This is a genomic window from Streptomyces venezuelae (assembly GCF_008642315.1).
GTDB lineage: Bacteria > Actinomycetota > Actinomycetes > Streptomycetales > Streptomycetaceae > Streptomyces > Streptomyces venezuelae_D.
This window is the reverse complement of record NZ_CP029192.1, coordinates 7942835-7966577: the sequence shown is the minus strand read 5'-3', so window position 1 is coordinate 7966577 and position 23743 is coordinate 7942835. Positions and strand designations below refer to the sequence as shown.

Below are 23743 nucleotides of genomic sequence, written 5' to 3'. Positions count from 1 at the left end.
GGTCACAGTCCCTTCGGGGCGGGTGCGCCGACGGGCCCGGTGGCGTCGGCGGGAAGCGGCTGTGGCAGGCGTACCGCGGAGTCGGCGGCGGGGACAGGGTTCGGGACGGGGACAGTGGCCGGGGCGGTGGTCCGTAGGGTGAGCGTCAGGAGCGCGCTCACCGCGTGGAACCCGGCGAAGATCCACACGACGCCGCCGACGCCGAGCGGCCCGAGGAAGAGGCTGACGACGAGCGGTCCCACGAAGGTGGAGGCGCCGGCGCCGAGGTTCAGCGCGGCCATGGCCTGGCCCTTGTGGGTGGGGGCGATGTCGGTCATGAGTGCGGAGAGCGGGACGTAGCCGGAGAGCGTGGCGCCGTAGAGGACGGCCACCAGTACGCACAGGGCGTACTGCGCCCCGACCGCGGACGGGACGTAGTACAGGACGAGCGTCGACACCGTGCAGCCGACACCGCCGAACCAGGCGACGGTGGTGCGCCAGCCGACCTTGTCGCCGACCATGCCGAACACCAGGTTGGTGACGATGTTGGTGGCGAACATGAGGGCGAGCAGCCGCAGCCACTGCGCGTTCGAGAGGCCGATCTCCTTGACGAACCAGGTGGGGAGCATGACCAGGAAGCCGAACTGGGAGGCGGTGTTGAGCATGCGCACCGTCGCGCCCACGCCCACCCGCGGGTCCCGGTAGAGGATCGTCAGGCTGCCGACAAGCCCGGTCACGGGGCTCTCCCCCGCCGGTGCGAGACGTCCGGAACCGGTGGGCTCCCGGATCAGGAGGAGCGGTACGAGTCCGCCGACGACGACCACGCCGAGCGCGGCCCACAGGGTGCCGAGCTCCCCGATGTGCGGGATCAGCAGGCTGGCGGTGAGCGAGCCGAGTGTGGGCAGCCCGGCGGAGAACGCCGACCAGAACCAGCCCATGGCGCTGCCCATCTGCCGCTGCGGGGCGACGGCCGCGATCCACACGAGGAAGGCGTACGCGAAGAGCGGGAAGGCGAGGCCGCGCAGGCCGTAGCCGAGGAGGAGCAGGGGGTACGCCTTGCTGGGGATCGCGACCGTGAGGAAGAAGACGTGCGTGACGGCGAACGCGGCGAGCCCGGCCCACATGACACGGCGCGGACCCCACAGGTCGGAGAGCGCGCCGGCGAACCAGGCGGCGACGGCGCCCGTGACGCCGTACACGGTGAAGACCATCGCGACCGAGGAGGCCGGGATGCCGAGGTCCTCCAGGTACGGCGAGAGGTAACCGGCCTCGATGCCGACACCGGTCATGAAGATCAGGAGCCCCAGGTATCCCCAGGAGAGGGCGGGCGGGATGCCGAGTCGTGTGAAGACGGAACTCGGGGTGTTCGTCATTGAAGCTCCCCTGCGGCAAGGTCGGCGGCGGATACGGCGGCGAGTGCGGGCAGCTCCGAGCTAACAGTTGGCCGAAATCCGCCGTCAATCACCTGCCGACATCTCCCGCGACGAGGGCCTTTCGCCGTGTGAGGAGGACTTCGGTCCCCTGCCCCCGAGCAGCGCGACCCCCGGGCCGCCCGACACCCCGGCCCGTGAAATCCATGAGATCATCACACAGCGATTTCACACGGTGGGCGGACGAGCGGCACGGCGGGAGAGGGCTCATGGCGACGGCGGACCGGGCGGACGTGCGCGAGGCGCGGCGCGGCAGCATCCGTGAATCAGTGGTCGCGCACGGTTTCGTGCGCGCCGCCGACCTCGCCGACGAGTTCGGCGTCAGCCTGATGACGATCCACCGCGACCTGGACTTCCTGCAGTCACAGGGGTGGCTGCGCAAGGTGCGCGGCGGGGCCACGGGCCTGCCGTCCGCGCAGTTCCACGGCAGCGTCGCCGAGCGCATGTCGACGATGGCACAGACGAAACAGCAGCTGGCCCGCGCGGCCGCACGCGAGCTGGTGCCGGGCCAGACGGTCCTGCTCGACGACAGCACAACCTGTCTGCATCTCACGCGACTGCTCACCGAGCGCACGCCGCTGACGGTCATCACCAACTCGCTGCCCGCGATCACGGCGCTCGCCAAGGAGCCCGGCGTCTCCCTGATCGCGCTCGGCGGCAGCTACTTCCCGGCGTACGACGCCTTCATGGGCCTGCACACCGCGGACAGCGTGGAGGCGTTCCGCGCGGACGTCCTCTTCATGTCGACGACGGCGGTGACGCGCGGCCGCTGCTACCACACGTCACCGGAGACCGTGCAGGTCAAGCGCGCCATGATGGCGGCGGCCACGCGCCGGGTCCTGCTCGCCGACCACACGAAGTTCACCCGCGACGGCCTCTACGCCCTGGCACCGCTCACGGACTTCGACCTGCTGGTGGTGGACGACGGTCTCGCGCAGGACGAGGTGGGCCGGATCCGCCGGGGCGGCACGGACGTGCGGGTCGTGCCGCGGGGCTGAGGCCTCAGCGAGGAGTCCGGCCCGCCAGTTCGTCCCAGTGCGCCGTGCGGTCGCACCAGCGCTCCAGGAGTACGCGGTCGTGGCCGACGGCGAGGAGGCCGGCGTCGTGTTCGGTGCGGTACTCCTCCACGACATGGACGAGGGCCGCCGTCGTCGACGCGTCGAGCATCGCCGTCATCTCGTCGCAGATCAGCCAGCGGGGGCGGAGCACCAGGGCACGGGCCAGGCAGGCCCGTTGGAGCTGGCCGTCGCTGACCTCGTGCGGGCGGCGGCCCAGGAGGTCCGTGCCGAGGCCGACACGGGCGGCCAGTTCGGGGACCGCGGTGGCCGCTTCGGCGCCGCGCCCGACGGCGCGCAGGGGTTCCGCGATCAGGGCGGTGAGGGTCAGGCGGGGGTCGGCGGAGAGTCGCGGTTGCTGGAAGACGACACCGAAGGCGGTGCGCTGCTCGCGGGGTGCGCGGTGGCGCCAGCCGCGGGCGGTCGTGCCGTCGATGACGACCTGTCCGGCGTCGGGGCGGTGCAGGAGCGCGGCGACCCGCGCGAGCGTCGACTTGCCGCAGCCGCTGGGGCCGAGGAGGCCGACGGATTCGCCGGGCGCGAGGGTGAGGCTCACGTCGCGGACGACGGGGGCGCGGCGGTCGTAGCCGGCGGTGATGGAGCGCAGTTCAAGCACGGGGCGCCTCCAGCACGTCCGCGTGGGGATGGTGGCAGGCGGCGCCGTCGCCGAGCGCGGGCAGCGTGCCGCACGCGTCGTCGGCCCGGTCGCAGCGCGCCGCGAAGGCGCATCCCTCGGGAAGCGCGGAGAGTTCGGGCGGCATGCCGGGGACGGGGGTGAAGGCGCGCTCCGGCAGGGCGTTCAGCAGGCCGCGGGCGTACGGGTGCCGGGGGCCGGGCGCGCCGAAGAACGCGTCCGCGTCGGCGACTTCGACGATACGGCTCGCGTACATCACGGCGACCCGGTCGGCGATGCGCTCGGCGGCCGCGAGGTCGTGAGTGATGAGGAGCAGCGCGCGGTCGTCCCCGACGTGCCGGCGCAGCTCGTCGACGGTGCGGTCGACCAGGTCGCGGTCGAGGCCCGTGGTGGGCTCGTCGGCGAGGAGGAGCGGCGCGTCGCCGATGAGGGCGAGCGCGGTGGCGGCGCGCTGGGCGAGGCCGCCGGACAGTTCGTGCGGGTAGCGGTCGAGGTGGCCCAGGGGGAACGCGGCGCGTTCGGCGGCCGCTTCGGCGGCTGACCTGAGCTGCGGCTTCCGTACGCCCGTGAGTTCGCGGAGGGTCTCCTCCAGTTGGGAGCGGACGGTGCGCACGGGCGTCAGGTGGGCGGCGGGGCTCTGCGGTACGAGGCCGACGCGGCGCCCGCGCACGGTGCGGGCCAGCGTGCGCTCGTCGGCGGTGAGCAGGTCGACGGGGGCCGCGCCGTCCCGGTCCGCGATCAGCGCGGACCCGGCAGTCCGCGCGTTCTCCGGGAGCAGGCCGAGCAGCGCCGAGGCGAGCACGGACTTGCCGCAGCCGCTCTCGCCGACCAGGGCGAGGCACTCCCCCGCCGCGAGGTCGAAGGTGGCGTCGGTGACGGCGGAGACGTGGGTGCCGCCGCGCATGCGGAAGCGTACGGAGAGTCCGTTCACGGAAAGGACGGGGACCGTCACAGCATGAGCTCCGATCGGCGCCGGGGGTTGATCCGTTCACGCCAGGCGCCCGCGAGGCCCGCGATCGCCAGGGTGGGCACGATGATGAACAGGCCGGGGAACAGCGTCGGCCACCAGTCGCCCGCGAGGAGCGAGCCGCGGGCGCTCTGCACGAGCGTGCCGAGGCTCGCCTGGTGGGAAGGGAGGCCGAGGCCCAGGAAGGACAGCGCGGACTCGTGCCAGATGGCGTGCGGCACCATCAGGACGGCGGCGAGTCCGGCCTGCGGCAGGACGCCGGGCAGCAGGTGCCGCACGGCGACGCGCAGCCGCGAGGCGCCGCCGGAGATCGCCGCGTCGACGTAGGGCCGCGAGCGCAGCGACAGGACCTCGGCGCGCACGATGCGGGCGGTGGACAGCCAGTGCGTGAGCGCCACGGACACGACGACAGGCCAGACGCCGGGCCGGAACATCGCGACGATGAAGATGCCGAGCAGCAGGTGCGGCACGGACGCGAAGACGTCGACGAGCCGCATGACCAGGCGGTCCACCCAGCCTCCGGAGGCGGCGGCCAGCGCGCCCACCGCCGTGCCGATGACGGTGGCGACGACCGCCGCGACGACACCGACGAGGAGCGAGACCCGAAGCCCGTACACGCAGCGCAGCAGCAGGTCGCGGCCCACGTCGTCGGTGCCGAAGGGGTGCGCGAGCGACGGCGGCCGCAGCTTCGACGCGAGGTCGACGGCCTGCTCGTCGAGGTGGACGAGCGGGGGTACGAGGAGGACGGCGAGGACGACCGCGGCGACGAGCACCGCGGAGGTGCGCACCCGCCACGCGCGCGTGGAGCGGCGCGCACCGCCCCGGTCGCGCCACACGATGTCGGCGTTCTCAGCCGTCCCGGTCATCTCGGTCGTCTCAGCCATCGAATCCCACCCTCGGATCGGCGAGGCCGTACAGGAGGTCGGCCACGAGGTTGCCCAGGAGGACCGCGACGGTGGCGAGCGCGGTCAGCGCGGCCAGCAGCGGGAAGTCCACGGAGGTCGCGGCCTGCACGGTGGCCGCGGCGATGCCGGGCCAGCTGAAGACGGTCTCCACCAGGAGCGCTCCGGTGATGAGTTCGGGCACGCGCGAGCCGATGAGCGTGAGGACGGGCAGCATGCCGGAGCGCAGCGCGTGGCCGAGGAGCACGGTCCGTTCGGCGAGGCCACGCGCGCGTGCCCCGCGCACGGGGTCGTCGCCGAGGGCGTCGCCGACCCCCTGACGCACGTACAGGACGAACCACGGCAGCTGCGAGATCGCGAGCACGGCGGCGGGCAGCACCAGGTGGCTCGCGACCTGTCCGGCCGTCACGGTCGAGCTGGCCGTGTCGGTCAGTCCGCCGGAGGGCAGGACGCCCAGTTTCAGCGCGAACAGCCAGACGGCGAGCAGGCCGAGCCAGAAGGGCGGGGCGGCTTCGAGGGTGTACGCGAGGGACGTCACGGCGCGGTCGAGCCAGCCGCCGGGCCTGCGCGCGGCGAGCACACCGAGCGCGGTGCCGAGCAGGATGGCGACGACGAACGCGGTCGCGGCGAGCAGCACGGACCAGCCGATGCGTTCGCCGATGGCGTCCGCGACGGGCTGCCTGAGGGTGCTGGAGTCCCCGAAGTCACCGGTGAGCGCCGAGGTCAGCCAGTCCCACCAGCGAGCGGCCAGCGGCCGGTCGACGCCGAGGTTGGCGCGCAGCTGGTCGAGGTTCTCCTGCGAGGCGGTGAGCCCTGCCGTGCCCGCGTACGCCTTGACGGGGTCGAAGGGCGACGCGGCGGCGACGGCGAAGACCCCGAAGGTGACGACCAGCAGCACGGGGACGGCGAACAGGGCCCGCCGGCCCACGAGGCGCGCCATCGGCCCCCAGGGGAGGCGACGGCGCGTCGCCTCCCTCGGGGTCTTGGATATCGCCGGTGCCGGTGTCACTTCTTCGGCTGCCAGTCCTCGACGTTCCACCAGGGGCCGGAGGCCAGTCCGTGGTCGTGCGGCTCGACCTGGGTGGTCAGGTCGCCGAACTTCTTGTCGACGACGTAGAGGTGGTCGATGTGGGTGAGGAACGTGTAGCCGGGGTTCTTCACGAGCTCGCGCTGGATGGTGTCGTACGCGGCCTGGCGCTTGGCGTGGTCGCCGCTCTTGCGGGCTTCCTCCAGGGCCTTGTCGACCTTGGGGTTGTCGTAGTGCGCCATGTTGTTGAAGCCGTCACCGGCGAGGGAGGACTTCAGGAGCGTGTACTGGTCGAAGTCGGGGTCCGCCGGGGAGCCGCCGCCGGCGAGGACCGCGTCCTTGGGCATGCGGGGCTCGATGACCTCCCACGTGCCGGACTGCACCTCCACCTTGACGCCGATCTTCTTGGCGTCGGAGGCGTAGGCGAGGGCGTGGTCCTGGCGGAGCTTGTCGCCGGAGAGGTACCAGAGCGGGAACTTCGCCTGGACGCCGTCCTTCTCGCGGATGCCGTCCTTGCCCGGCTTCCATCCGGCGTCGTCGAGGATCTTCTTCGCCTTGTCGGCGTCGAACTTGCGCTCGGTGCCCTTGGTGAACCAGGGGCTGTCGGTCGGGACGGGCCCGTAGGCCTCCTTGCCCTCGCCGTACAGGATCGAGTCGACCATGGCCTTGCGGTTCACGCCGGTGTCGAGGGCGCGGCGGATGTCGGTGTCGCCCGTGACCTCGTTGCCGGTGGGCAGGGTCACCACGCGGTAGTCGAAGGTCTTGGCGGCGTAGGTGTTCTTGGCGTCGTCGCTCTTGTACTTCTTGGCGAGGTTGGGCGGCAGGATCGCGCCGTCGAGCTCACCGGCGTCGAGCCGGGTGGCGCGGATGTCGTCGTCCTTGATGATCGCCATGGTGAAGTTCTTGACCTTCGGCGCGCCGCCCCAGTAGTCGGGGTTGGCCTTGAAGGTCAGCTTCTCGCCCTTGGACCACTTGACCAGCTTGTACGGTCCTGTGCCGACCGGCTTGGTGGTGAAGGTGCCGGTGTTCACGTCCTGCTTGCCCGCGACGTGCTCGGGGGCGATGGGCAGGACGGTGCGCTCGGCGAACGGCGCGTAGGGGTACTTGAGGTGGAAGACGACGGTGTCGGCGTCCTTGGCCTCGACGCTCCTGACGGCGTCCAGCTCGGTCTTGGAGGCGTTGTTCGTCTTCTTGTCGAGGATCGTCTCGTACGTGAAGACGACGTCCTTGGCGGAGAAGGGCTTGCCGTCGCTGAACTTGACGCCCTTGCGCAGCTTGTACGTGTAGGTCTTGCCGTCGTCGGCGACCTCGGGCAGCTCGGCCGCGAGGGCCGGCTTGAGCTTCATGTCGGCGTCGTGCGTGAGCAGGCCGTCGAAGATCTTCGAGTTGCCGTCCTTGCCGTAGCCGAGGAGCGGGCTGAGGGTCTCGGGTTCGTAGGCGATGCCGACGACCGCGGAGTCCTTCGCGTCGCTGCCGCCGTCGCCCGGCGCCGAGCACGCGGAGGCGGCGACCGCTATCGCGGCCGCCGTCGCCGTCGCGCCTGCGCCCCGTATCGATCGGGCCCTCATGCTCCACACCCCTACTGAAGATCAACCGTTGTTGCGAACGGCTCGCAATTATGCCCTACGTAATGACGGCGTAAAACGCGCAGCCCGCACCTGGTAGGTGCGGGCTGCATCAAAAATACGGGGGTGGGGTGTCGGGGCTCGGGGGCCCTGACGTGTCGGGGCTCAGGGGGCCCTGAGATCAACCAGCTCCGCCAGCGCCGCACGGTGCCGGCCCGCCGTGCCGTAGGCGATCGAGTCCGCCTTGGCGCGCTTCAGGTACAGGTGGACGGGGTGCTCCCAGGTCATGCCGATGCCGCCGTGCAGTTGCAGCGCCTCCTCGGCGGCGTGCACCGCCACGGGGGCGGCGTACGCCTGGGCGAGCGCGGTCGCCACGTCCGCGTCGGCGCTCTCCGTGGCGAGCGCGTCGGCGGCGTTGCGCGCCGCGGCGCGGGTGTTCACGACCTCCAGCCACAGCTCCGCGAGGCGGTGCTTGAGCGCCTGGAATGAGCCCACGGGCCGGTTGAACTGGTTGCGCTCCTTCGTGTACCCGACGGTCTCCGTCAGGCACCACTCGGCGACCCCGAGCTGTTCCGAGGCGAGCAGCGCGGCACCGGCCCGCAGGCCGCGCCGTACCGCCGGGGCGGCGTCCCGGGTGAGCTCGCGCGCCGCGGCGCCCTCGAACGTCACGGTGGCGAGGGGCCGGGTGAGGTCAAGGGAGGTCCGCGGGGTGACGGTGACACCGTCCTGCGCCGTGTGGACGGCGTGGAGCGCGCCGTCGTCGGCGGGGACGAGCAGGATGTCGGCGCCGGCCGCGTCCGCGATGCCGGTCGACTCGCCGTGCAGGGCACCCTCTACGTGACGTACGCCCGGGAAGGCGGCCCCTGGGGCGGCCGCGAGACCCACCGCGAGCGCGGCCACCGTGCGCCCGGCGGCGAGCGCCGCGAGCAGTTCGGTGGCCTCGCTCCCCGTACAGGCGAGCAGCGTCTCGGTGGCGACGACGGCACTGGTGAGGTAGGGCACGGGCGCGACCGCGCGGCCCAACTCCTCCAGGACGACGGCCGCTTCGCGATGCGTGGCGCCCTGACCGCCCAGCTCCTCCGGGACGAGGAGCCCGGCGAGACCCATGCCTTCGGTGAGCGCCTTCCACAGTTCGCGGTCGTGCGGTCCGTCGGCGGCCGGGGACTCGGCGCGGGCGAGGACGGTGGCGGCGTCGCACCGGTCGGCGAGCAGGCCCCGCACGGCCGAGCGCAGCGCCTCTTCCTCTTCGGAGTACAGCAGGTCGCTCATCGCGCGAGGTCCTTCCAGGCTACGTCCTTGTCGGTGCGCGGCTCGGCGGGCAGGCCGAGGACGCGCTCGGCGACGATGTTCAGCAGGACCTCGCTGGTCCCGCCCTCGATGCTGTTGCCCTTGGACCGCAGGTAGCGATAGCCCGCGTCGCGGCCCGTGAAGTCGACGAGCTCGGGCCTGCGCATCGTCCAGTCGTCGTACAACAGCCCCTCCTCGCCGAGGAGTTCCACTTCCAGGCCGCTGATCTCCTGGTTGAGGCGGGCGAAGCCCAGCTTCATGCCGGAGCCCTCGGGGCCCGGCTGCCCCGCGACGAGCTGCTGGCGCAGCCGCTCGCCGGTGAGCCTGGCGACCTCCGCGTCGACCCAGAGCTTCATGAGGCGCTGGTGGAGGTCGTGGGTGCGCAGGTCGGGGCGGTCGCGCCAGGCCTTGGCGACGGGGCCGATCATGCCGCCCTCGCGCGGGATGCGCATGCCGCCGATGGAGACGCGCTCGTTCATGAGGGTGGTCTGGGCGACCTTCCAGCCGTCGCCGACCTCGCCGAGCCGGTGCGCGTCGGGAATGCGCACGTCGGTGAGGAACACCTCGTTGAACTCCGCCTCGCCGGTGATCTGGCGCAGCGGCCGCACCTCGACGCCGGGGTCGGTCATGTCGCACACGAAGTACGTGATGCCGCGGTGCTTGGGCAGGTCCGGATCGGTGCGGGCGATGAGGATGGCCCAGCGCGCGGTGTGGGCGCTGGACGTCCACACCTTCTGGCCGTTCACCACCCAGTCGCCGTTCTCCCCGTCGCGGACGGCGCGCGTGCCGAGCGCCGCGAGGTCGGAACCCGCGCCCGGCTCGCTGAAGAGCTGGCACCACACCTCGTCACCGGTCCACAGCGGGCGCAGGAAGCGCTGCTTCTGCTCCTCGGTGCCGAAGCCTAGAACGGTCGGCGCGGCCATGCCGAGGCCGATGCCGATGCGGCGGGGGTCGTTGTCGGGTGCGCCTGCGGCCTCCAGTTCGGCGTCCACGACGGCCTGGAGGGAGCGGGGCGCGCCGAGGCCGCCGAGGCCCTCGGGGTAGTGCACCCAGGCGAGTCCGGCGTCGAAGCGGGCCTTGAGGAAGTCGGCGCGGTCCGTGGTGGCGGGCGGGTGCGCCGCGAGCAACGCGCGTGTACGGGTACGGAGTCCGTCGGCGTCGATCATGCGGCACCACCGTGCGGCAGGACGACCACGCGGCCGGTGGTGACGCCGTCGGCGACGCGCTGCACGGCGGACGCCCCGTCGGCCATCGGCACGCGCTCGCTCACCAGCGGCTTGATGGCGCCCTTGGCGGCGAGTTCGGTGAGCTCCTCGTGGCAGCGCAGGATGGAGCGCGGGTCCTTGGTCTTGTACAGGCCCCAGTGCAGGCCCACGATCGAGTAGTTCTTCACGAGGGCGTGGTTGAGCGCGGGGGTCGGGATGGAGCCGCTGGCGAAACCGATGACGACGATGCGGCCCTCGAAGGCCACGCACTTCGCGGACTTCGTGTAGGCGTCGCCGCCCACGGGGTCGTAGATCACGTCGGCGCCGCGTCCGCCGGTCGCTTCCTTGACGGCGCCGATCACATCGTCCGAGCGCCGGTCGAGGACGAGGTCGCAGCCCAGCTCGCGCGCGACCCGCGCCTTCTCCTCGCCGCCGACGACGCCGATGACCTTGGCGCCCGCCGCCTTGCCGAGCTGCACCGCGGCGCTGCCCACACCACCGGCGGCCGCGTGCACGAGCAGCGTCTCGCCCTCCTGGAGGTGCGCGCGGCGGTGCAGGGCGAACCAGCCGGTCTGGTAGCCGATGTGGAGCGCGGCGGCCTCCGCGTCGTCGAGCGCGTCGGGGGCGGGCAGCAGCCCGGCCGCGTCCGCGACGGCGTACTCGGCGAGACCTCCGTACGGCAGCACGGAGTTGGCGATCACGCGCTCCCCGCCCATCGTCTCACCGCAGATCTCCACACCCGGCGTGAACGGCAGCGGCGGCCTGACCTGGTACTGCCCCCGGCAGAGCAGCGCGTCCGGGAAGTTGATGTTCGCGGCGCGGACCTTCAGCAGCACCTGCCCCTCGTCGAGCGGAGGGCGTTCCACCTCGGCGAGACGCATCACCTCGCCCGGCTCGCCGTTCTCGTGCACTTGCCATGCCTGCATGCGGGGCCTCCACGGGGCTGTCGTAGACCATGCTCGTCCGCATACTAAGCGGTCGCTTGCCCCCAAGGGAACAGCCCCGTGGCACCCTCCCGCGCCCCTTTCAGTCCGCCTCACCCTTGCGGGTGGGCCGGGCCCGTACGTGCATCCGCTCCCCCTGCGGCCCGAAGAGGCTGATGAACTCCGCACCCCCCTCGCTCGTCGCCCCGAACCAGTGCGGGACCCGGGTGTCGAACTCCGCCGCCTCCCCCGGCCCGAGCACCACGTCGTGGTCGCCGAGGATCAGGCGCAGCCTGCCCGAGAGCACGTACAGCCACTCGTACCCCTCGTGCGTCTGCGGGTCCGGAGCGGGCGAGGTGCGGGCCGGCTCGACCACCTTGTACGCCTGGAGGCCGCCGGGCTGTCGGGTGAGCGGCAGCATGGTGCGCCCGTGCCGGACGATCGGCTTGGCCCGCACGCGCGGGTCGCCGACCGGCGGGGCGCCGACCAGCTCATCCAGGGGCACCTGATGGGCGCGGGCGATCGGCAGGAGCAGTTCGAGGCTGGGCTTGCGATGCCCGGACTCCAGGCGGGACAGGGTGCTGACGGAGATACCGGTGGCCGCGGAGAGGCCGGCGAGGGTGGCGCCGCGCTCCTTGCGGATGCGGCGGAGCCTGGGGCCCACCTCGGTGAGGACCTGATCCATGGCTTCCGGTTCCCCGGTGTCGCCTTCCCGGCCGTGCCCGGCGCGCTTTTCACTCATGCCGACCATCATGACACTTCTTGCGGTATCAGCAAGGCTGCTTGTCGATACCGCACGACTGGGGGCATGGTGCGAGTGGAGGTGGTCGCGATGACCGAGAACGCTCAGGACAGGCGGAACGAGATGAGGAACGGGCAGGCGTACGACGTGGTGGTCGTCGGCGGGGGAACGGCGGGGCTGAGCGCCGGCCTCGTGCTGGGCCGCTCACGCCGACGGGTCCTCGTCGTCGACGCGGGCGAGCCGCGCAACGCGCCCGCCGCGCACATGCAGGGTTACCTGTCGCGGGACGGCATGCCGCCCGCCGAGTTCCTCGCCGAGGGACGGCGGGAGCTGGCGCGGTACGGGGTGGAGGTCGTGCGCGACCGCGTGTCGGCCGTGCGGCCGGACGGCGCCGGGGAGTTCGGGATCGCGCTGGCGGAGGGCGGGGGCGTGCACGCACGCCGGGTCGTCATGGCGACGGGCCTGGTCGACGAACTCCCCGACGTGCCGGGTGTCGCCGAGCGCTGGGGCCGTGACGTGCTGCACTGCCCGTACTGCCACGGCTGGGAGGTGCGGGACGAACCCTTCGGCGTCCTGGCGTCCGAGCCCTTCACCAGTCACCAGGCGCTGCTCGTCACCCAGTGGTCCAAGGACGTGACCCTGTTCCTGCACACCGTGCGGGACCTGCCGGACGAGGAGTGGGAGCGCCTGGCGGCCGCGGGGGTCCAGGTCGTGGAGGGAGAGGTCGCGGGCCTCGCGGTCGAGGACGACCGGCTGGCGGGCGTGCGGCTCGCCGACGGCCGGGTCTTCCCCCGCTCGGTGCTGTTCGTCGCCGCGAGGCCGGTGGCCCGCGGCGGTCTCCTGACCGACCTCGGCGCCGAGCACCAGGACACCCCGTTCGGCCCGTACCCGAAGGTGGACGAGACCGGCCGCACGAGCGTTCCCGGCGTCTGGGCGGTGGGCAACGCCGCGAGCCCCATGGAGCAGGTGATCAACGCCGCGAGCGCGGGCTACCGGGCCGGCTCCACGATCAACGCCGAGCTCGTCATGGCGGACCTCGACGTGGAAGTGGCCCGGCGCCGCGCGGGAGTCTTCTCGCCTCGCCTGGAGGCGGAGGTGGCGCGTGTGTCGGCCGGCGCCCGCATCCACGAACTCGCCGCGGACTAGGACGCGGCCGGTGCGGCAGGCCCGGGCCGCGGCGGGCTCGTGTCCAGCAGGATCCACTGGTCGTCCGGCACGTTCCCGGCCACGGAGGCGGGGACGGGCCGCGACTCCTCGCACCAGTCGGATCCCACCGCCTCCGTCGCGACCCCGCGCCAGAACCGGGCGGCCCCCGCGTTGGCGGGCTGGAACGCGATGGCCCACGCGCCCGGCCGGGAGCGCAGCAGCTGAAGGGCGGCCTCCCGGCCGACACCGCGTCGGCGCAGTGCCCGTACGACGAAGAACGCGGAGATCGAGGTCGCGCCCTCGGACATCGGGCGGGTCAGCACGAAACCGGCGGGCACCGACCCGTACTGGATGAGCAGGGCCGACCGCCCCGGCTCGTCGAAGAACAGCGGCAGCTTGCCGAAGTCGTACGTCCCGTCGGGCGAGGGCAGGTACCCGATGAACTCCGACATGTCGTGCCGGTAGAGCTGGGCCAACCGCTCGACCACAGGCCGAAGTTGGGGCCCGGCGGGAACGAGGGCGGTGCGGGCGGGCTCTTCTGCGCTGACCGTTTCCGTGTTGACCATTGCGGGATTCTCGCACCGCTGTCCGACGGAGCCGCAGGCGCCTCGGCCGGGTTTGCGACGCGGTGCCCGTGACTGCCCCGTCCGTCCCGGCACCCCGGCCGGTCCCTAGCCCAACCAGGTCACATCTGCCCCCAACCCTCCTCCCGTCGGTGCGTCCCCGCGGCCCGTGCGCGCCGCTCGGACGATGTTGGTGCCGGTGTGCGTGCCGGTGGCGGCTTCGGCACCGGACAGGGACCAGAGCGAGGGAGCGCACGATGCCGGAACTGTTCGTCGACGGGGAGTGGACGGGGGCCGTCGAAGGGGCGCGGCGGGATGTGATCAATCCGTTCGACGCGTCCGTGGTGCAGCAGGTCGACGACGCCGGAGAGGCGGACGTCGACCTCGCCGTGCGGGCCGCGCGGCGGGCCTTCGACCGCGGCGACTGGTCGGACGCGCCGACCCGGGAGCGCGCGGACGTGCTTTTGAAGGTGTCGCGGTTCCTGCTGCGGGACCAGGAGGAGATCGCCCACGTCGAGTCCCTGGACACGGGCAAGACGCTCGCCGAGGCCCGGATCGACGTCGAGGACGTCTCGAACGCGTTCCGCTACTTCGCCGAGATCGCGGACAAGGACGGCGGCCGGGTCGTGGACGTCGGCCCCGACGTGCTGAGCCGGGTCACGTACCACCCCATCGGGGTCTGCGCCCTGATCGCGCCCTGGAACTATCCGCTGCTGCAGGCCTCCTGGAAGGTCGCCCCCGCCCTGGTCGCGGGCAACACCTTCGTCCTCAAACCCAGTGAGACCACGCCGCTCTCCACCATCCACATGATCAAGCTGATCGCCGAGGCGGGCGCGCCCGCCGGGGTCGCGAACCTGGTGCTCGGCCCGGGCAGCACCGTGGGCGCGGCCATGTCCGCGCACTCCGAGGTGGACCTGGTCTCCTTCACCGGCGGTCTGGCGACCGGGCGCCGGATCATGGAGGCGTGCGCGCCGGGCGTGAAGAACCTCGCCCTGGAGCTCGGCGGCAAGAACCCCAACGTGGTCTTCGCCGACTGCGACTTCGAAGCGGCCGTCGACCACGCGCTGGAAGCATCGTTCCTGCACTCCGGTCAGGTCTGCTCGGCGGGCTCCCGGCTGCTCGTCGAGGACTCCCTGCACGACCGGTTCGTGGAGCGGCTCGCCGCCCGTGCGCAGACCATCCGGCTGGGCAACGGGCTCGACCCGGAGACCGAGAGCGGTCCGCTGAGCTCGGCGGAGCACCGGGAGAAGGTCGAGGGCTATCTGGAGGTGGCCCGCGAGGAAGGCGCGCGGCTGGTGTGCGGCGGCCGCAGGCCCGACGCGCCCGAGCTGTCGCGCGGCTACTTCCTGCTGCCCACGATCTACGCCGACTGCGACCGCTCCATGCGCATCGTGCAGGAGGAGGTCTTCGGCCCGGTCGTCACGGTGGAGCGCTTCCGCTCCGAGGACGAGGCCGTCGAGCTGGCCAACGACACCCGGTACGGCCTGGCGGGCGGCATCTGGACGAACGACGCGAGCCGCGCCCAGCGGGTCGCCGCCCGGCTGCGGCACGGCACGGTCTGGATCAACGACTTCCACCCCTACGTCCCGCAGGCGGAGTGGGGCGGCTTCGGCATGTCCGGTTTCGGCCGGGAGCTCGGGCCGACGGGCCTGCGCGAGTACCAGGAGGCCAAGCACATCTACCAGAACCTCAGGCCGGGCCCCTCCGGCTGGTTCAAGGGCTGAACGGGCTCGGCGCTCCACACGGACGAGCACGGACGACAGGGAAGGCAGCGGCATGGCCGACGAGACGACGACTTACGACTACCTGATCATCGGCGGCGGTACGGCGGGGTCCGTACTGGCCGCCCGGCTGAGCGAGGACCCGGCGTCCCGGGTCTGCGTGGTGGAGGGCGGGCCCAGCGACGTCGGCGACGACCGGATCCTGAAGCTCCGCAACTGGATCAACCTGCTCGGCGGCGAGTTCGACTACGGCTACACCACCGAGGAGCAGCCGCGCGGCAACTCCCACATCCTGCACTCCCGGGCCCGCGTGCTCGGCGGCTGCTCCTCGCACAACACCCTGATCAGCTTCCTGCCGTTCCCCGAGGACCTCGACGAGTGGGTGGCGAGCGGCTGCGAAGGATGGGGGCCCGACACGATCCTGCCGTACCGGTCGCGGCTGCAGAACACGATCGTGCCGGTCGGCGCCGCCGACCGTAACCCGATCGCCCAGGACTTCGTGACGGCGGCGACCAGCCGGCTCGGCGTCCCGGTCGTCGAGGACTTCAACGCCCGTCCGTTCACCGACGGCGCGGGGTTCTTCTCCCTCGCGTACGACCCGCAGACCAACAACCGTTCCTCCGCGTCGGTCGCGTACCTGCACCCCGTCATGGACCGCCCGAACCTGACGCTCCGCCTGGAGACATGGGCGTACCGGCTGCTGCGCGACGAAGAGGGCCGCTTCACCCGCGTGCAGGTCCGCAACCCCGACGGCTCGGTGTCGATCCTGGAGGCGGAGGCCGAGGTCCTGCTCTGCGCGGGCGCCATCGACACGCCCCGGCTCCTGATGCTCTCCGGCATCGGCCCCGCCGACCAGCTGCGCGACCTCGGCATCGAGGTCGGCGCGGATCTGCCGGGGATCGGCGAGAACCTCCTCGACCACCCCGAGTCGGTGATGGTGTGGGAGACGAGCGGACCGCTGCCGCCCAACTCGGCCATGGACTCCGACGCCGGTCTCTTCCTGCGCCGCGACGCGGCGGGCGGGCCGCGCCCCGACCTGATGTTCCACTTCTACCAAGTGCCGTTCACCGTCAACACGGAACGCCTCGGCTATCCCGTTCCCGAGCACGGGGTCTGCATGACGCCGAACGTGCCGCGGGCCCGCTCCGTCGGCCGCATGTGGCTGCGCAGCGCCGACCCGTCCGTCAAACCGGCCCTGGACTTCCGCTACTTCACGGATCCGGAGGGGCACGACGAGCGGACGATCGTCGACGGTCTGCGCATCGCGCGCGAGGTCGCCGCCACCGCTCCGCTCAGCGACTGGCTGCTGCGCGAGGTCGCCCCGGGGCCGGACGTGCAGTCGGACGCCGACCTCTCGGAGTACGGGCGGCGGGCCGCGCACACCGTCTACCATCCGGCGGGAACCTGCCGGATGGGCGCGGAGGACGACCCGATGGCCGTGGTCGACCCGCAGCTGCGCCTGCGCGGACACGACGGTCTCCGCATCGTCGACGCGTCCATCTTCCCGACCATGCCGACCATCAACCCCATGGTCACGGTGCTCCTCGCCGCCGAACGCGCCGCGGACCTCATCATGGCGAGGCCCGCCCCCGGGGCCGCCGGCACGGAAGGGGCCGATCAGTGAGCACCGCGGATACCCCGGACGGCACCGCGAACGCGGGCACGGGCAAGGACTCGGGCACGGACACGGCTCCCGGCGAGGAGAACTCGGAGTTCCGCAAGGAGATGGGCCCGTGGGCGAACTTCGCCCTCGGTTTCACCTACCTCTCCCCCGTCGTGAGCACGTACACCCTCTTCGGCACGGCCCTCGCCGACGGTGGCCCGCCGATGATCTGGGCGTTCGTCATGGCGGGGTGCGGGCAGTTCCTCGTCGCCCTCGTCTTCGGCGAGGTCGTCGCGCAGTACCCGGTCGCGGGCGGCGTCTATCCGTGGGCGCGGCGGCTGTGGGGCGTGCGCTGGGCGTGGATGACCGGCTGGGTCTACATGTGGGCGCTGCTCGTCACCATCACCAGCGTCGCGTACGGCGCGGGGCCCTACATCGCGATCCTGCTCGGCTTCAAACCCACCGTGCACACCACCGTGCTGTGCACGATCGCGCTGATCGTGATCTCCGTGCTCATCAACTACGCGGGTACGAAGGCGCTTTCATGGGCGGCGCTCATCGGGTTCAGCGCGGAGCTGCTCGGCGCGCTCGTCGTCGGCATCATCCTGCTGACCACGCACCGCTTCCACGGCCTCGGCGTCCTCTTCGACGACTACGGCGCGGCCGGTGACAGCTCCTACCTGCCCGTCTTCCTCGGCGCCGCGATCATCGGCTTCTACCAGTACTACGGCTTCGAGGCGTGCGGAGACGTCGCCGAGGAGGTCAAGCACCCCGGCAAGGTCATCCCGAAGGCGATGCGCCGCACCATCTACGTCGGCGGGGCGGCGGCGACGTTCACCTGTCTGACGCTGCTCCTCGCCGTCGTCGACTACCGGGCCGTGATCTCGGGCGAGGACACCGACCCGGTGGTCAGGGTGCTCTTCGACGCCCTCGGCGAGGCGGGTGCGCGCACGGTCATGGCCGTCGTCCTCATCTCCTTCCTGTCCTGCACGATCAGTCTGCAGGCCGCCGCCGGACGACTCATCTACTCGTACGCACGGGACGAGATGATCATCGGCCACCGGCTGCTGCGGAAGTTCTCGTCGGCGCGCGCGGTCCCGCCGTACGCGCTGCTCATCGCGGCGGTCGTGCCCGCGCTCATCGCCGTCGGTTCGCTCATCTCGGAGGACGCCCTCACGAAGATCGTGTCCTTCGCGATCCTCGGCATCTACGCGGCCTTCCAGATGGTCGTCCTCGCCGCGCTGCGAGCCCGTCTGAAGGGGTGGAAGCCGAGCGGCGAGTACCGGCTCGGGCGATGGGGTCTGCTGGTCAACTTCGGGGCGCTCGCGTACGGGATCTTCGCCATCGTCAACATCGCCTGGCCCCGCACGCCCGAAGCGCCCTGGTACGACAACTGGATCGTGCTGCTGAGCGGCGGCGTCGTGGTGGCCGCGGGCCTGCTCTACATGTTCACGACGCACCACTACGGCCGCAGCGACGCCCCGGCGGACAACGCGGTGCCCGACGAGGCGGACACCGCGTGACCCCGTGAGCCGTGGCCGGCGTCGTGGCTACCGGAGGTGGGCGAGGAGCGCGTCGAGTGCCTTGGTGAGGGACTCGGCGTTGCCCCCGTCGAACCACGTGGTGCGGATGCGCTCGTTGCTTCCGCCGGGCGTCTCGTGGTCGCCCGCCAGCTGCTTCGGCGAGCGCGTCCCGTCGCCCAGCGCCCGTCCGACGGCCTGGAAGAGGCCGCGGACGTAACGGTCGGCCTCCTCGGCGGGAACGCCCTGCCGGGCGGCCCAGTCGGTGAGGGTCGCCAGGTACGCGTAGTGCGCGCTCAACGTGCCCGTCAGCGTGGAGAACACGGCGAAGTCCGCCTCGTCCGCCACCGGCAGCGCGCCGCCGAGCCCGTCGAAGAGGGCGTCGACGGCCGGGTGGGACGGGAAGGTCACGGTGACGGAGCGGCGTTCGCGCACGGCGGGCAGCGGGATGGCGCGCACCACGGGGGCGGCGGTGCCGAGCAGGTCGCGCACCTCGTCGACGCCGACGCCCGCCATGACGCTGAGCACGACCTTGTCGTCGCCGACCCGCAGTCCTTCGAGGGCCTCGGTACGGTCCTGGGGGCGGACGGCGAGGATCACCAGCTCGGCGCGGTCCGCGACCTCCTGGTTGTCCGCGCACACCCGTACGCCGGGGTACCGGCTCGCCAGCTCGGCGGCCGTTCGGGCCCCGCGCGGGGAGAGGTGGATCTCCGGCGGTTCCTGGACACCGTCGCACAAGCCGTCCACCATGGCCCGGCCGATCTCGCCCACGCCGATGATCCCGATGCGGTTCACCACTGAACTCCCCTGTCGTGTCGATGGAGGTTTCGCCCCGGACGGAGTATCCATGCGCGCATGACGCACCACGACACCGCGGGCGGGGCCGACGGGCCGCCCGGACTGCCTCCGCCTCCCCCGCTGGGTGCCACCGCGCTGCCACCGGGCACGTACGACGGCACGGTCGTCCTCGTCACGGGCGGCGGGACGGGGCTCGGCAAGGCCGTCGCCGCGGAGTTCGCGCGGCTGGGCGCCGACCTGGTGATCGCGAGCCGCAAGGCGGACCGGCTCAGGGCCGCGCGGGACGAACTGGCCGCGCTGGGCGGGCGCGTGACCACGGCGGTCTGCGACATCCGGGACGCCGATCGTGTCGCCGAGGTCTTCGACGCGGCGCGGGCGGCCTACGGGATGCCGGGGGTCCTGGTGAACAACGCCGCCGCCAACTTCCCCGTACCCGCCGAGGACATGTCGCCGGGCGCCTGGCGATCCGTCGTGGACATCACGCTCACCGGCACGTTCCTGATGACGCGCGAGTTCGGCCGCCGTCACCTGGCCGCGGGCACCCCCGGCTCGGTCATCGACATCGGGGCGTCGTACGCGTGGACGGGCGGCCCCGGGTTCGCGCACAGCGCGGCGGCCAAGGCCGGGGTGAAGAGCCTGGTGGAGACCCTCGCGGTGGAGTGGGGGCCGTACGGCATCCAGGTCAACGGGCTGGTGCCGGGGCTGATGCCGCACGACGACATGACCGCCGACATCCGCGGCAACCTGGATCCCGCCGGATCACTGGCCGCCCGCCAGCCCGCCCTCCGTGTCGGGCTGCCCCGGGAACTGGGCTGGGCCGCCACGTTCTTGGCCTCCCCGTACGCCCGCTTCATCACCGGCCACACGCTGGTGGTCGACGGCGCGAACTGGCAGCGCAGAGGGCTGGTCGGGTCGCGGGTGGTGACGGTGCGGGAGCAGATGGGGAGGGCGCCGTTCGACGGCGGCGCGGGTGCCGGTCAACGGACCTCTGCTTCCCCTACTTCCCCTCGAACGCCGCCGGCCGGCCCGCCGCCTTCGCCCTGTACCCCTCCCGGGAGTCCTCCGACGTGAGCGTGATCGCCGCGTTCATCGCGACGCGGTCGAGCGCCTCCGCCATGCCCGCGTCGGTGTAGGCGTCGATGCCGCGCTTGATGCCCCGCACGGCGAGCGGCGCGTTCGCCGCGATCTCGGCCGCCACGCTCCGGGCCGTAGTGCTCAACTCCGCCAGAGGCACGACCTGTTGGAGGAGGCGCAGACGTTCCGCGGTGGACGCGTCGATCCGGCGGCCGGTGAGGGCCAGCAGCTTCGCCCACCCCGCGCCGGCCTCACGGGCGATGCGCAGGTCGCCGCCCGCGTCCACGGCGACGCCGATGCCCGCCTCGGGCAGCGCGAAGACCGCGTCGTCCGCCGCGATCCGCACATCCGCCATGAGCGCGAGTTCGAAGCCGAAGCCCAGGCAGTACCCCTGGACGGCCGCGACGACCGGCTGCGGGAGCCGCGCGAAGGCGCGGAAGCGCTCGTGGGCCCAGCGCAGCCCCTCGTAGTAGTGGTGGGTGCGCTCGGCGCCGGTGCGGCCGGTGATCCCGCCGCCCGGCGCCGTGATGTCGATGCCCGCGCAGAACGCCCGGCCCTCGGCGCGCAGCAGCACCGCCCTGATGGAGCCGTCGAAGCGGATCCGGTCGGCGAACAGGCCGAGTTGGCGGGTGGATTCCCAGCTCCACGCGTTGAGCTTGCGCGGCCGGCAGAGGGTGAGGATGCCGAGCCCGTCCTCGACGTCGAGGCGCAGCCGCTCCTCGCCCTCCGGGATGTCCGTGCCGATGGTGTCGATCACGCGCGCAGGTTACGCGCATCACCTCGACGACTGAAGACTCACCGGCTGAAGACCTCGAACGCCACCGCGGGCTTGCCGCCGAAACGCGACGCCAGGGACTGCGCGTTGCCCGTCAGGAACGTACGGCAGTACTTCTCCGGGTCCTCGTCCGTCAACGCCTCGATGTACGTGCGGTGTTCGAGGAGCGAGGCGACCGAGCGCTCCAGCCCCGCCGACGCGTCCGCGGCGTGCGTGGGCGTCGAGGAACCAGCGACGGCGACCCACCGCACGCCGTTCCACGGCTCCAGGCCCTGCTCCTCGATGAGCTCTGGGAAGATCCAGCGGTTGCCCGCGTCCGCCGCGGCGTCCAGGGTGGCGCGGCCGACGGCCACGTGGTCGGGGGTGTTCCAGGCGACGCCGCCCCAGGTGTCGCGGTGGTTGAGCGTGATGACCAGCTCGGGGCGGTGTCTGCGGATCGCGGCGGCGATGTCGCGGCGCAGCGCCGTCCCGTACTCGACGACGCCGTCCTTGTGGTCGAGGAACTCCACGGTGTCGACGCCGACGACGGCGGCGCTCGCGCGCTGCTCCCGCTCGCGCAGCGGCCCGCAGGTGGCGGGGTCGATGGTGTCGATGCCGGCCTCGCCGCGGGTGGCCAGGACGTACGCCACCTCGCGGCCGCCGTCGGTCCAGCCCGCGATGGCCGCCGCGCACCCGTACTCCAGATCGTCCGGGTGGGCGACGACGGCGAGCGCGCGCCGCCAGTCCTCGGGCATGGGGGTGAGCTGGTCGGCGGGGGCGGCTGAACTCTGCGGCTCGGTCATGATTCCCAGCCTATCCCCGGGGTCGGACAACGGGCCGGGCCCTCACGCCTCGCCGCGCACCAGCGCGAGCAGCCGGTCGAGCACCCGCGGCCCGCTCGCGCGCAGCCCGTCGTGCTCGAACTCGTCGGTGACCCAGGTGCGCAGGCCCCGGATGGTGCGGGCGGTGCGCAGGGAGTGCTCCGTGTCGACGTAGAGGTCGTCGTGGTAGATCGCGGCTGCCGCGGGCACCTCGTTCGCGGCGAGGCGTCCGGTGTCGTACAGGCGCGGCCAGTCGGTGCGCTCGGCGAGGAGCTCGGCGGTCTCGCGCAGGGGGCGCAGCGCCGGGTCGCTGTCGAACATCCAGCGCTGCACGGCTTCTCCGGTGAACAGCAGCGGGGCGTCGCCCGCGAGGGTCTTCTCGGGGTCGAACTGCGGGTGTTCGCCGCGCATCCGCTCGGCGGACCAGGCGGTGGGGCGCTCGTCCTGGCCGTAGATCGCCTCGTGCAGGACGGCGAAGAGCGGGTTGCCGGCGTACGAGAGGACCGTCCGCATGCTGTCGAGGAAGGCGTCGGAGAGCGCGGGTCCCGCGGGGGTCGGCACGAAGGCGTCCTCCAGGAGGTAGTGCAGGCGGTGGCTGCCGTCGCCCGAGCCGAGCAGCATGCCGAGGGACTGGAAGGCCGGGACGGTCAGTTTGTAGCCGCCCTCCAGGACCGTGTCGTGCTCGGCGAGGTGGGCGGCGACGCGGCGGGCGCGCTCGACGTCCTGGGGGTAGCGGGCGTAGTGCGCGGCGGTCTTGCGCTCCATGCGCGGGTAGGCCGCGCGGTACACGTCGTCGGCGTGGCCGTCGAGGGTGGGCAGGCCGCCGGTGATCAGGGCGGCGGTGAGGCCTTCGGGCGCCGACGACAGGTAGTGGGTGGCGCAGAAGCCGCCGAAGCTCTGCCCGAGGACGGTCCAGGGGGCGCCGCCGGTCACCTCGGGGCGGATCGCCTCGCAGTCGCGGACGATGGAGTCCGCGCGGAAGTGGGCGAGGTAGCCGGCCTGTTCGCGGGGGCCGCCGCGCAGCGGGAGCGTCTGGCGGTTGGCGGGCGTGGAGCTGCCGGTGCCGCGCTGGTCGACGAGCAGGACGCGGTAGTCCTGGAGGGCGCGGGCGAGCCACGACTCCGCGCCGTGGAAGCGGGTGGCCCCGAAGCCCGGGCCGCCCTGGAGGTAGACCAGCCACGGCCGGTCCGCGCCGCCGCGCGACGCCGAGACCGCCTCGCGCGCGAAGATCTCGATCCGCTCCCCCGTCGGGTCGTCGTGGTCGAGCGGCACGCTGAAGCGGCGGTCGGCGAGTACGACTCCGGGCTGACGGTACGAGCGGGTCACGGGGGCTCCTGGCGAGGTGCGGAACGGTGTCTACGTAGGCCCTAGTCCAGCACACTTGTCGCACGGCAGGTCATGGCCTGCCTGAGGGCGGTGCACAGGGCGCCGGGGTCCTGTGCGGAGACGGCCATGGCGTCGACCTGCTGCTGGGTGAGCGTGTTGACGTAGCCGACCTGTCCGCTGGTGTCCGTGGCGCTGTTGGGGCCGGTCTCCTTGTACGTCGATCCGAGCTGCTTCAGTGCCTTCTCACCGCCCTTGTCGGCGACGGTGAAGTACGGGTTGCTGACCTGCTTGGGCAGGAACGCGACGGTGAGGTCCTACTTGGTGGCCGCGTTCGGATCGGCCTTCGCGCCCGAGGTCCTCGCGCTGTCGTCCTCCTTGCACGGGGGACGGCGACATGGTGGATCCCTTTCGGACGGGCTCGGGGAGGCGGGGCGGTCGTGGGCGGTGTCAGGGGGCGGAGGCCGCGGAGCGGCGGCCCGCGCGCGGTGGTCACCGGTCGGGCCACGCGGGGCCCGAGCACGGACACAGGCGTCCGCACTCGGCAACGTCCTGGTGCAGGCCCGGGCCCACGGCCTTCTGGCGGACCGTGACGAGGCGCGTGCGCTGGTGGCCCGCAGCCATCCGCCGACGCGGTACGAACCCCGTGGTGACACCGCCCGCTGGCAGGCGGCGGAGGAGCGTCTCCTACGGCCGCCACTGCC

Annotated in this window: 21 protein-coding genes and 2 pseudogenes; 7 read left to right on the top strand and 16 right to left on the bottom strand. The window is 72.5% G+C overall.

Annotated features, from left to right (window positions below; all coding sequences use genetic code 11):
- Nucleotides 1-2: 2 nt before the first annotated feature.
- Complete coding sequence (locus tag DEJ48_RS35225; RefSeq protein WP_150220172.1) at nucleotides 3-1352, bottom strand: MFS transporter; 1350 nt, start codon at nucleotides 1350-1352, stop codon at nucleotides 3-5.
- A 266-nt stretch (nucleotides 1353-1618) separates the two neighbouring features.
- Here DEJ48_RS35225 and DEJ48_RS35220 point away from each other — a divergent pair, with 266 nt between their 5' ends.
- The gene (locus DEJ48_RS35220; protein ID WP_150220171.1) at nucleotides 1619-2407 is read left to right on the top strand and encodes a DeoR/GlpR family DNA-binding transcription regulator; all 789 of its coding nucleotides are present in this window, start codon (nucleotides 1619-1621) and stop codon (nucleotides 2405-2407) included.
- Nucleotides 2408-2411: 4 nt separating this feature from the next.
- On the opposite strand, the gene DEJ48_RS35215 is transcribed toward DEJ48_RS35220, so the two are convergent.
- The 9 genes from DEJ48_RS35215 to DEJ48_RS35175 all read right to left on the bottom strand — a co-directional run bounded on the left by DEJ48_RS35215 (nucleotide 2412) and on the right by DEJ48_RS35175 (nucleotide 11716).
- Entirely contained in the window at nucleotides 2412-3080 is a 669-nt protein-coding gene (locus DEJ48_RS35215) for an ABC transporter ATP-binding protein (RefSeq protein WP_150220170.1), read from the bottom strand.
- Nucleotides 3073-4002: an ABC transporter ATP-binding protein gene (locus DEJ48_RS35210; protein ID WP_150221585.1), complete on the bottom strand. Its 930-nt coding sequence runs from the start codon at nucleotides 4000-4002 to the stop codon at nucleotides 3073-3075. Before DEJ48_RS35210 ends, DEJ48_RS35215 begins: the two co-directional genes overlap by 8 nt.
- A gap of 44 nt (nucleotides 4003-4046) precedes the next feature.
- A complete protein-coding gene (locus tag DEJ48_RS35205) occupies nucleotides 4047-4931 on the bottom strand; it encodes an ABC transporter permease (protein WP_150221586.1) in 885 nt (294 codons plus the stop codon).
- A gap of 10 nt (nucleotides 4932-4941) precedes the next feature.
- Nucleotides 4942-5907 carry an ABC transporter permease gene (locus DEJ48_RS35200; RefSeq protein ID WP_150220169.1) on the bottom strand — a complete coding sequence of 322 codons (966 nt, stop codon included), beginning with the start codon at nucleotides 5905-5907 and terminating at the stop codon, nucleotides 4942-4944.
- Nucleotides 5908-5972: 65 nt separating this feature from the next.
- Complete coding sequence (locus tag DEJ48_RS35195) at nucleotides 5973-7562, bottom strand: ABC transporter substrate-binding protein (RefSeq protein ID WP_150220168.1); 1590 nt, start codon at nucleotides 7560-7562, stop codon at nucleotides 5973-5975.
- Nucleotides 7563-7724: 162 nt separating this feature from the next.
- Nucleotides 7725-8828: an acyl-CoA dehydrogenase family protein gene (locus tag DEJ48_RS35190; RefSeq protein ID WP_150220167.1), complete on the bottom strand. Its 1104-nt coding sequence runs from the start codon at nucleotides 8826-8828 to the stop codon at nucleotides 7725-7727.
- Nucleotides 8825-10012 (bottom strand): acyl-CoA dehydrogenase family protein, encoded by a 1188-nt coding sequence (locus DEJ48_RS35185; RefSeq protein ID WP_150220166.1) that lies wholly within the window; start codon nucleotides 10010-10012, stop codon nucleotides 8825-8827. Before DEJ48_RS35185 ends, DEJ48_RS35190 begins: the two co-directional genes overlap by 4 nt.
- Complete coding sequence (locus DEJ48_RS35180) at nucleotides 10009-10977, bottom strand: NADPH:quinone oxidoreductase family protein (protein ID WP_150220165.1); 969 nt, start codon at nucleotides 10975-10977, stop codon at nucleotides 10009-10011. Before DEJ48_RS35180 ends, DEJ48_RS35185 begins: the two co-directional genes overlap by 4 nt.
- Nucleotides 10978-11077: 100 nt before the next feature.
- Nucleotides 11078-11716, bottom strand: a complete 639-nt coding sequence (locus tag DEJ48_RS35175; protein WP_150220164.1) for a helix-turn-helix domain-containing protein — start codon at nucleotides 11714-11716, stop codon at nucleotides 11078-11080.
- A 90-nt stretch (nucleotides 11717-11806) separates the two neighbouring features.
- On the opposite strand from DEJ48_RS35175, the gene DEJ48_RS35170 reads away from it, so the two are divergent.
- A complete protein-coding gene (locus tag DEJ48_RS35170; protein ID WP_150220163.1) occupies nucleotides 11807-12862 on the top strand; it encodes an NAD(P)/FAD-dependent oxidoreductase in 1056 nt (351 codons plus the stop codon).
- Here DEJ48_RS35170 and DEJ48_RS35165 read toward each other — a convergent pair.
- Entirely contained in the window at nucleotides 12859-13428 is a 570-nt protein-coding gene (locus DEJ48_RS35165) for a GNAT family N-acetyltransferase (RefSeq protein WP_150220162.1), read from the bottom strand. The genes DEJ48_RS35170 and DEJ48_RS35165 overlap by 4 nt on opposite strands.
- A gap of 254 nt (nucleotides 13429-13682) precedes the next feature.
- On the opposite strand from DEJ48_RS35165, the gene DEJ48_RS35160 reads away from it, so the two are divergent.
- From DEJ48_RS35160 to DEJ48_RS35150, 3 genes are read left to right on the top strand one after another with little or no spacing between them, the layout of a single operon-like run.
- Nucleotides 13683-15149, top strand: coding sequence for an aldehyde dehydrogenase family protein (locus DEJ48_RS35160; protein ID WP_150220161.1), 1467 nt, complete (start codon nucleotides 13683-13685; stop codon nucleotides 15147-15149).
- 52 nt (nucleotides 15150-15201) lie between these two features.
- The gene (locus DEJ48_RS35155; protein ID WP_150220160.1) at nucleotides 15202-16770 is read left to right on the top strand and encodes a GMC family oxidoreductase; all 1569 of its coding nucleotides are present in this window, start codon (nucleotides 15202-15204) and stop codon (nucleotides 16768-16770) included.
- Nucleotides 16767-18272, top strand: a complete 1506-nt coding sequence (locus tag DEJ48_RS35150) for an APC family permease (RefSeq protein WP_223832304.1) — start codon at nucleotides 16767-16769, stop codon at nucleotides 18270-18272. The genes DEJ48_RS35155 and DEJ48_RS35150 overlap by 4 nt, the downstream gene beginning before the upstream one ends.
- A gap of 27 nt (nucleotides 18273-18299) precedes the next feature.
- Here the strand turns inward: DEJ48_RS35150 and DEJ48_RS35145 are convergent, their stop codons facing one another.
- Nucleotides 18300-19064: an NAD(P)-binding domain-containing protein gene (locus DEJ48_RS35145; protein WP_223832303.1), complete on the bottom strand. Its 765-nt coding sequence runs from the start codon at nucleotides 19062-19064 to the stop codon at nucleotides 18300-18302.
- Nucleotides 19065-19124: 60 nt separating this feature from the next.
- Here DEJ48_RS35145 and DEJ48_RS35140 point away from each other — a divergent pair, with 60 nt between their 5' ends.
- Entirely contained in the window at nucleotides 19125-20138 is a 1014-nt protein-coding gene (locus DEJ48_RS35140) for an SDR family oxidoreductase (protein ID WP_150220158.1), read from the top strand.
- Here the strand turns inward: DEJ48_RS35140 and DEJ48_RS35135 are convergent.
- The 4 genes and pseudogenes from DEJ48_RS35135 to DEJ48_RS35120 form a co-directional block, all read right to left on the bottom strand.
- Nucleotides 20065-20898: an enoyl-CoA hydratase/isomerase family protein gene (locus DEJ48_RS35135; RefSeq protein WP_150220157.1), complete on the bottom strand. Its 834-nt coding sequence runs from the start codon at nucleotides 20896-20898 to the stop codon at nucleotides 20065-20067. The genes DEJ48_RS35140 and DEJ48_RS35135 overlap by 74 nt on opposite strands.
- Before the next feature lie 38 nt (nucleotides 20899-20936).
- Nucleotides 20937-21698 (bottom strand): PIG-L deacetylase family protein, encoded by a 762-nt coding sequence (locus DEJ48_RS35130; protein WP_150220156.1) that lies wholly within the window; start codon nucleotides 21696-21698, stop codon nucleotides 20937-20939.
- 42 nt (nucleotides 21699-21740) lie between these two features.
- On the bottom strand, nucleotides 21741-23042 hold the full coding sequence (locus tag DEJ48_RS35125) for an alpha/beta fold hydrolase (RefSeq protein ID WP_150220155.1): 1302 nt from the start codon (nucleotides 23040-23042) through the stop codon (nucleotides 21741-21743).
- A gap of 71 nt (nucleotides 23043-23113) precedes the next feature.
- Nucleotides 23114-23389 (bottom strand): annotated as a pseudogene (locus DEJ48_RS35120) (substrate-binding domain-containing protein); the annotation flags it as partial.
- 97 nt (nucleotides 23390-23486) lie between these two features.
- Between DEJ48_RS35120 and DEJ48_RS41170 the strand changes: the two are divergent.
- A pseudogene (locus DEJ48_RS41170) lies at nucleotides 23487-23726 on the top strand (rhamnulokinase); the annotation flags it as partial.
- Nucleotides 23727-23743 lie beyond the last annotated feature (17 nt).

What these genes read in the sequence shown, in the direction of transcription:
- DEJ48_RS35225 (WP_150220172.1), bottom strand. Translation starts at nt 1,352, where the DNA reads ATGACGAACACCCCGAGTTCCGTCTTCACACGACTCGGCATCCCGCCC.
- DEJ48_RS35220 (WP_150220171.1), top strand. Translation starts at nt 1,619, where the DNA reads ATGGCGACGGCGGACCGGGCGGACGTGCGCGAGGCGCGGCGCGGCAGC.
- DEJ48_RS35210 (WP_150221585.1), bottom strand. Translation starts at nt 4,002, where the DNA reads ATGCGCGGCGGCACCCACGTCTCCGCCGTCACCGACGCCACCTTCGAC.
- DEJ48_RS35205 (WP_150221586.1), bottom strand. Translation starts at nt 4,931, where the DNA reads ATGACCGGGACGGCTGAGAACGCCGACATCGTGTGGCGCGACCGGGGC.
- DEJ48_RS35200 (WP_150220169.1), bottom strand. Translation starts at nt 5,907, where the DNA reads ATGGCGCGCCTCGTGGGCCGGCGGGCCCTGTTCGCCGTCCCCGTGCTG.
- DEJ48_RS35195 (WP_150220168.1), bottom strand. Translation starts at nt 7,562, where the DNA reads ATGAGGGCCCGATCGATACGGGGCGCAGGCGCGACGGCGACGGCGGCC.
- DEJ48_RS35190 (WP_150220167.1), bottom strand. Translation starts at nt 8,828, where the DNA reads ATGAGCGACCTGCTGTACTCCGAAGAGGAAGAGGCGCTGCGCTCGGCC.
- DEJ48_RS35185 (WP_150220166.1), bottom strand. Translation starts at nt 10,012, where the DNA reads ATGATCGACGCCGACGGACTCCGTACCCGTACACGCGCGTTGCTCGCG.
- DEJ48_RS35180 (WP_150220165.1), bottom strand. Translation starts at nt 10,977, where the DNA reads ATGCAGGCATGGCAAGTGCACGAGAACGGCGAGCCGGGCGAGGTGATG.
- DEJ48_RS35175 (WP_150220164.1), bottom strand. Translation starts at nt 11,716, where the DNA reads ATGAGTGAAAAGCGCGCCGGGCACGGCCGGGAAGGCGACACCGGGGAA.
- DEJ48_RS35170 (WP_150220163.1), top strand. Translation starts at nt 11,807, where the DNA reads ATGACCGAGAACGCTCAGGACAGGCGGAACGAGATGAGGAACGGGCAG.
- DEJ48_RS35165 (WP_150220162.1), bottom strand. Translation starts at nt 13,428, where the DNA reads ATGGTCAACACGGAAACGGTCAGCGCAGAAGAGCCCGCCCGCACCGCC.
- DEJ48_RS35160 (WP_150220161.1), top strand. Translation starts at nt 13,683, where the DNA reads ATGCCGGAACTGTTCGTCGACGGGGAGTGGACGGGGGCCGTCGAAGGG.
- DEJ48_RS35155 (WP_150220160.1), top strand. Translation starts at nt 15,202, where the DNA reads ATGGCCGACGAGACGACGACTTACGACTACCTGATCATCGGCGGCGGT.
- DEJ48_RS35140 (WP_150220158.1), top strand. Translation starts at nt 19,125, where the DNA reads ATGACGCACCACGACACCGCGGGCGGGGCCGACGGGCCGCCCGGACTG.
- DEJ48_RS35130 (WP_150220156.1), bottom strand. Translation starts at nt 21,698, where the DNA reads ATGACCGAGCCGCAGAGTTCAGCCGCCCCCGCCGACCAGCTCACCCCC.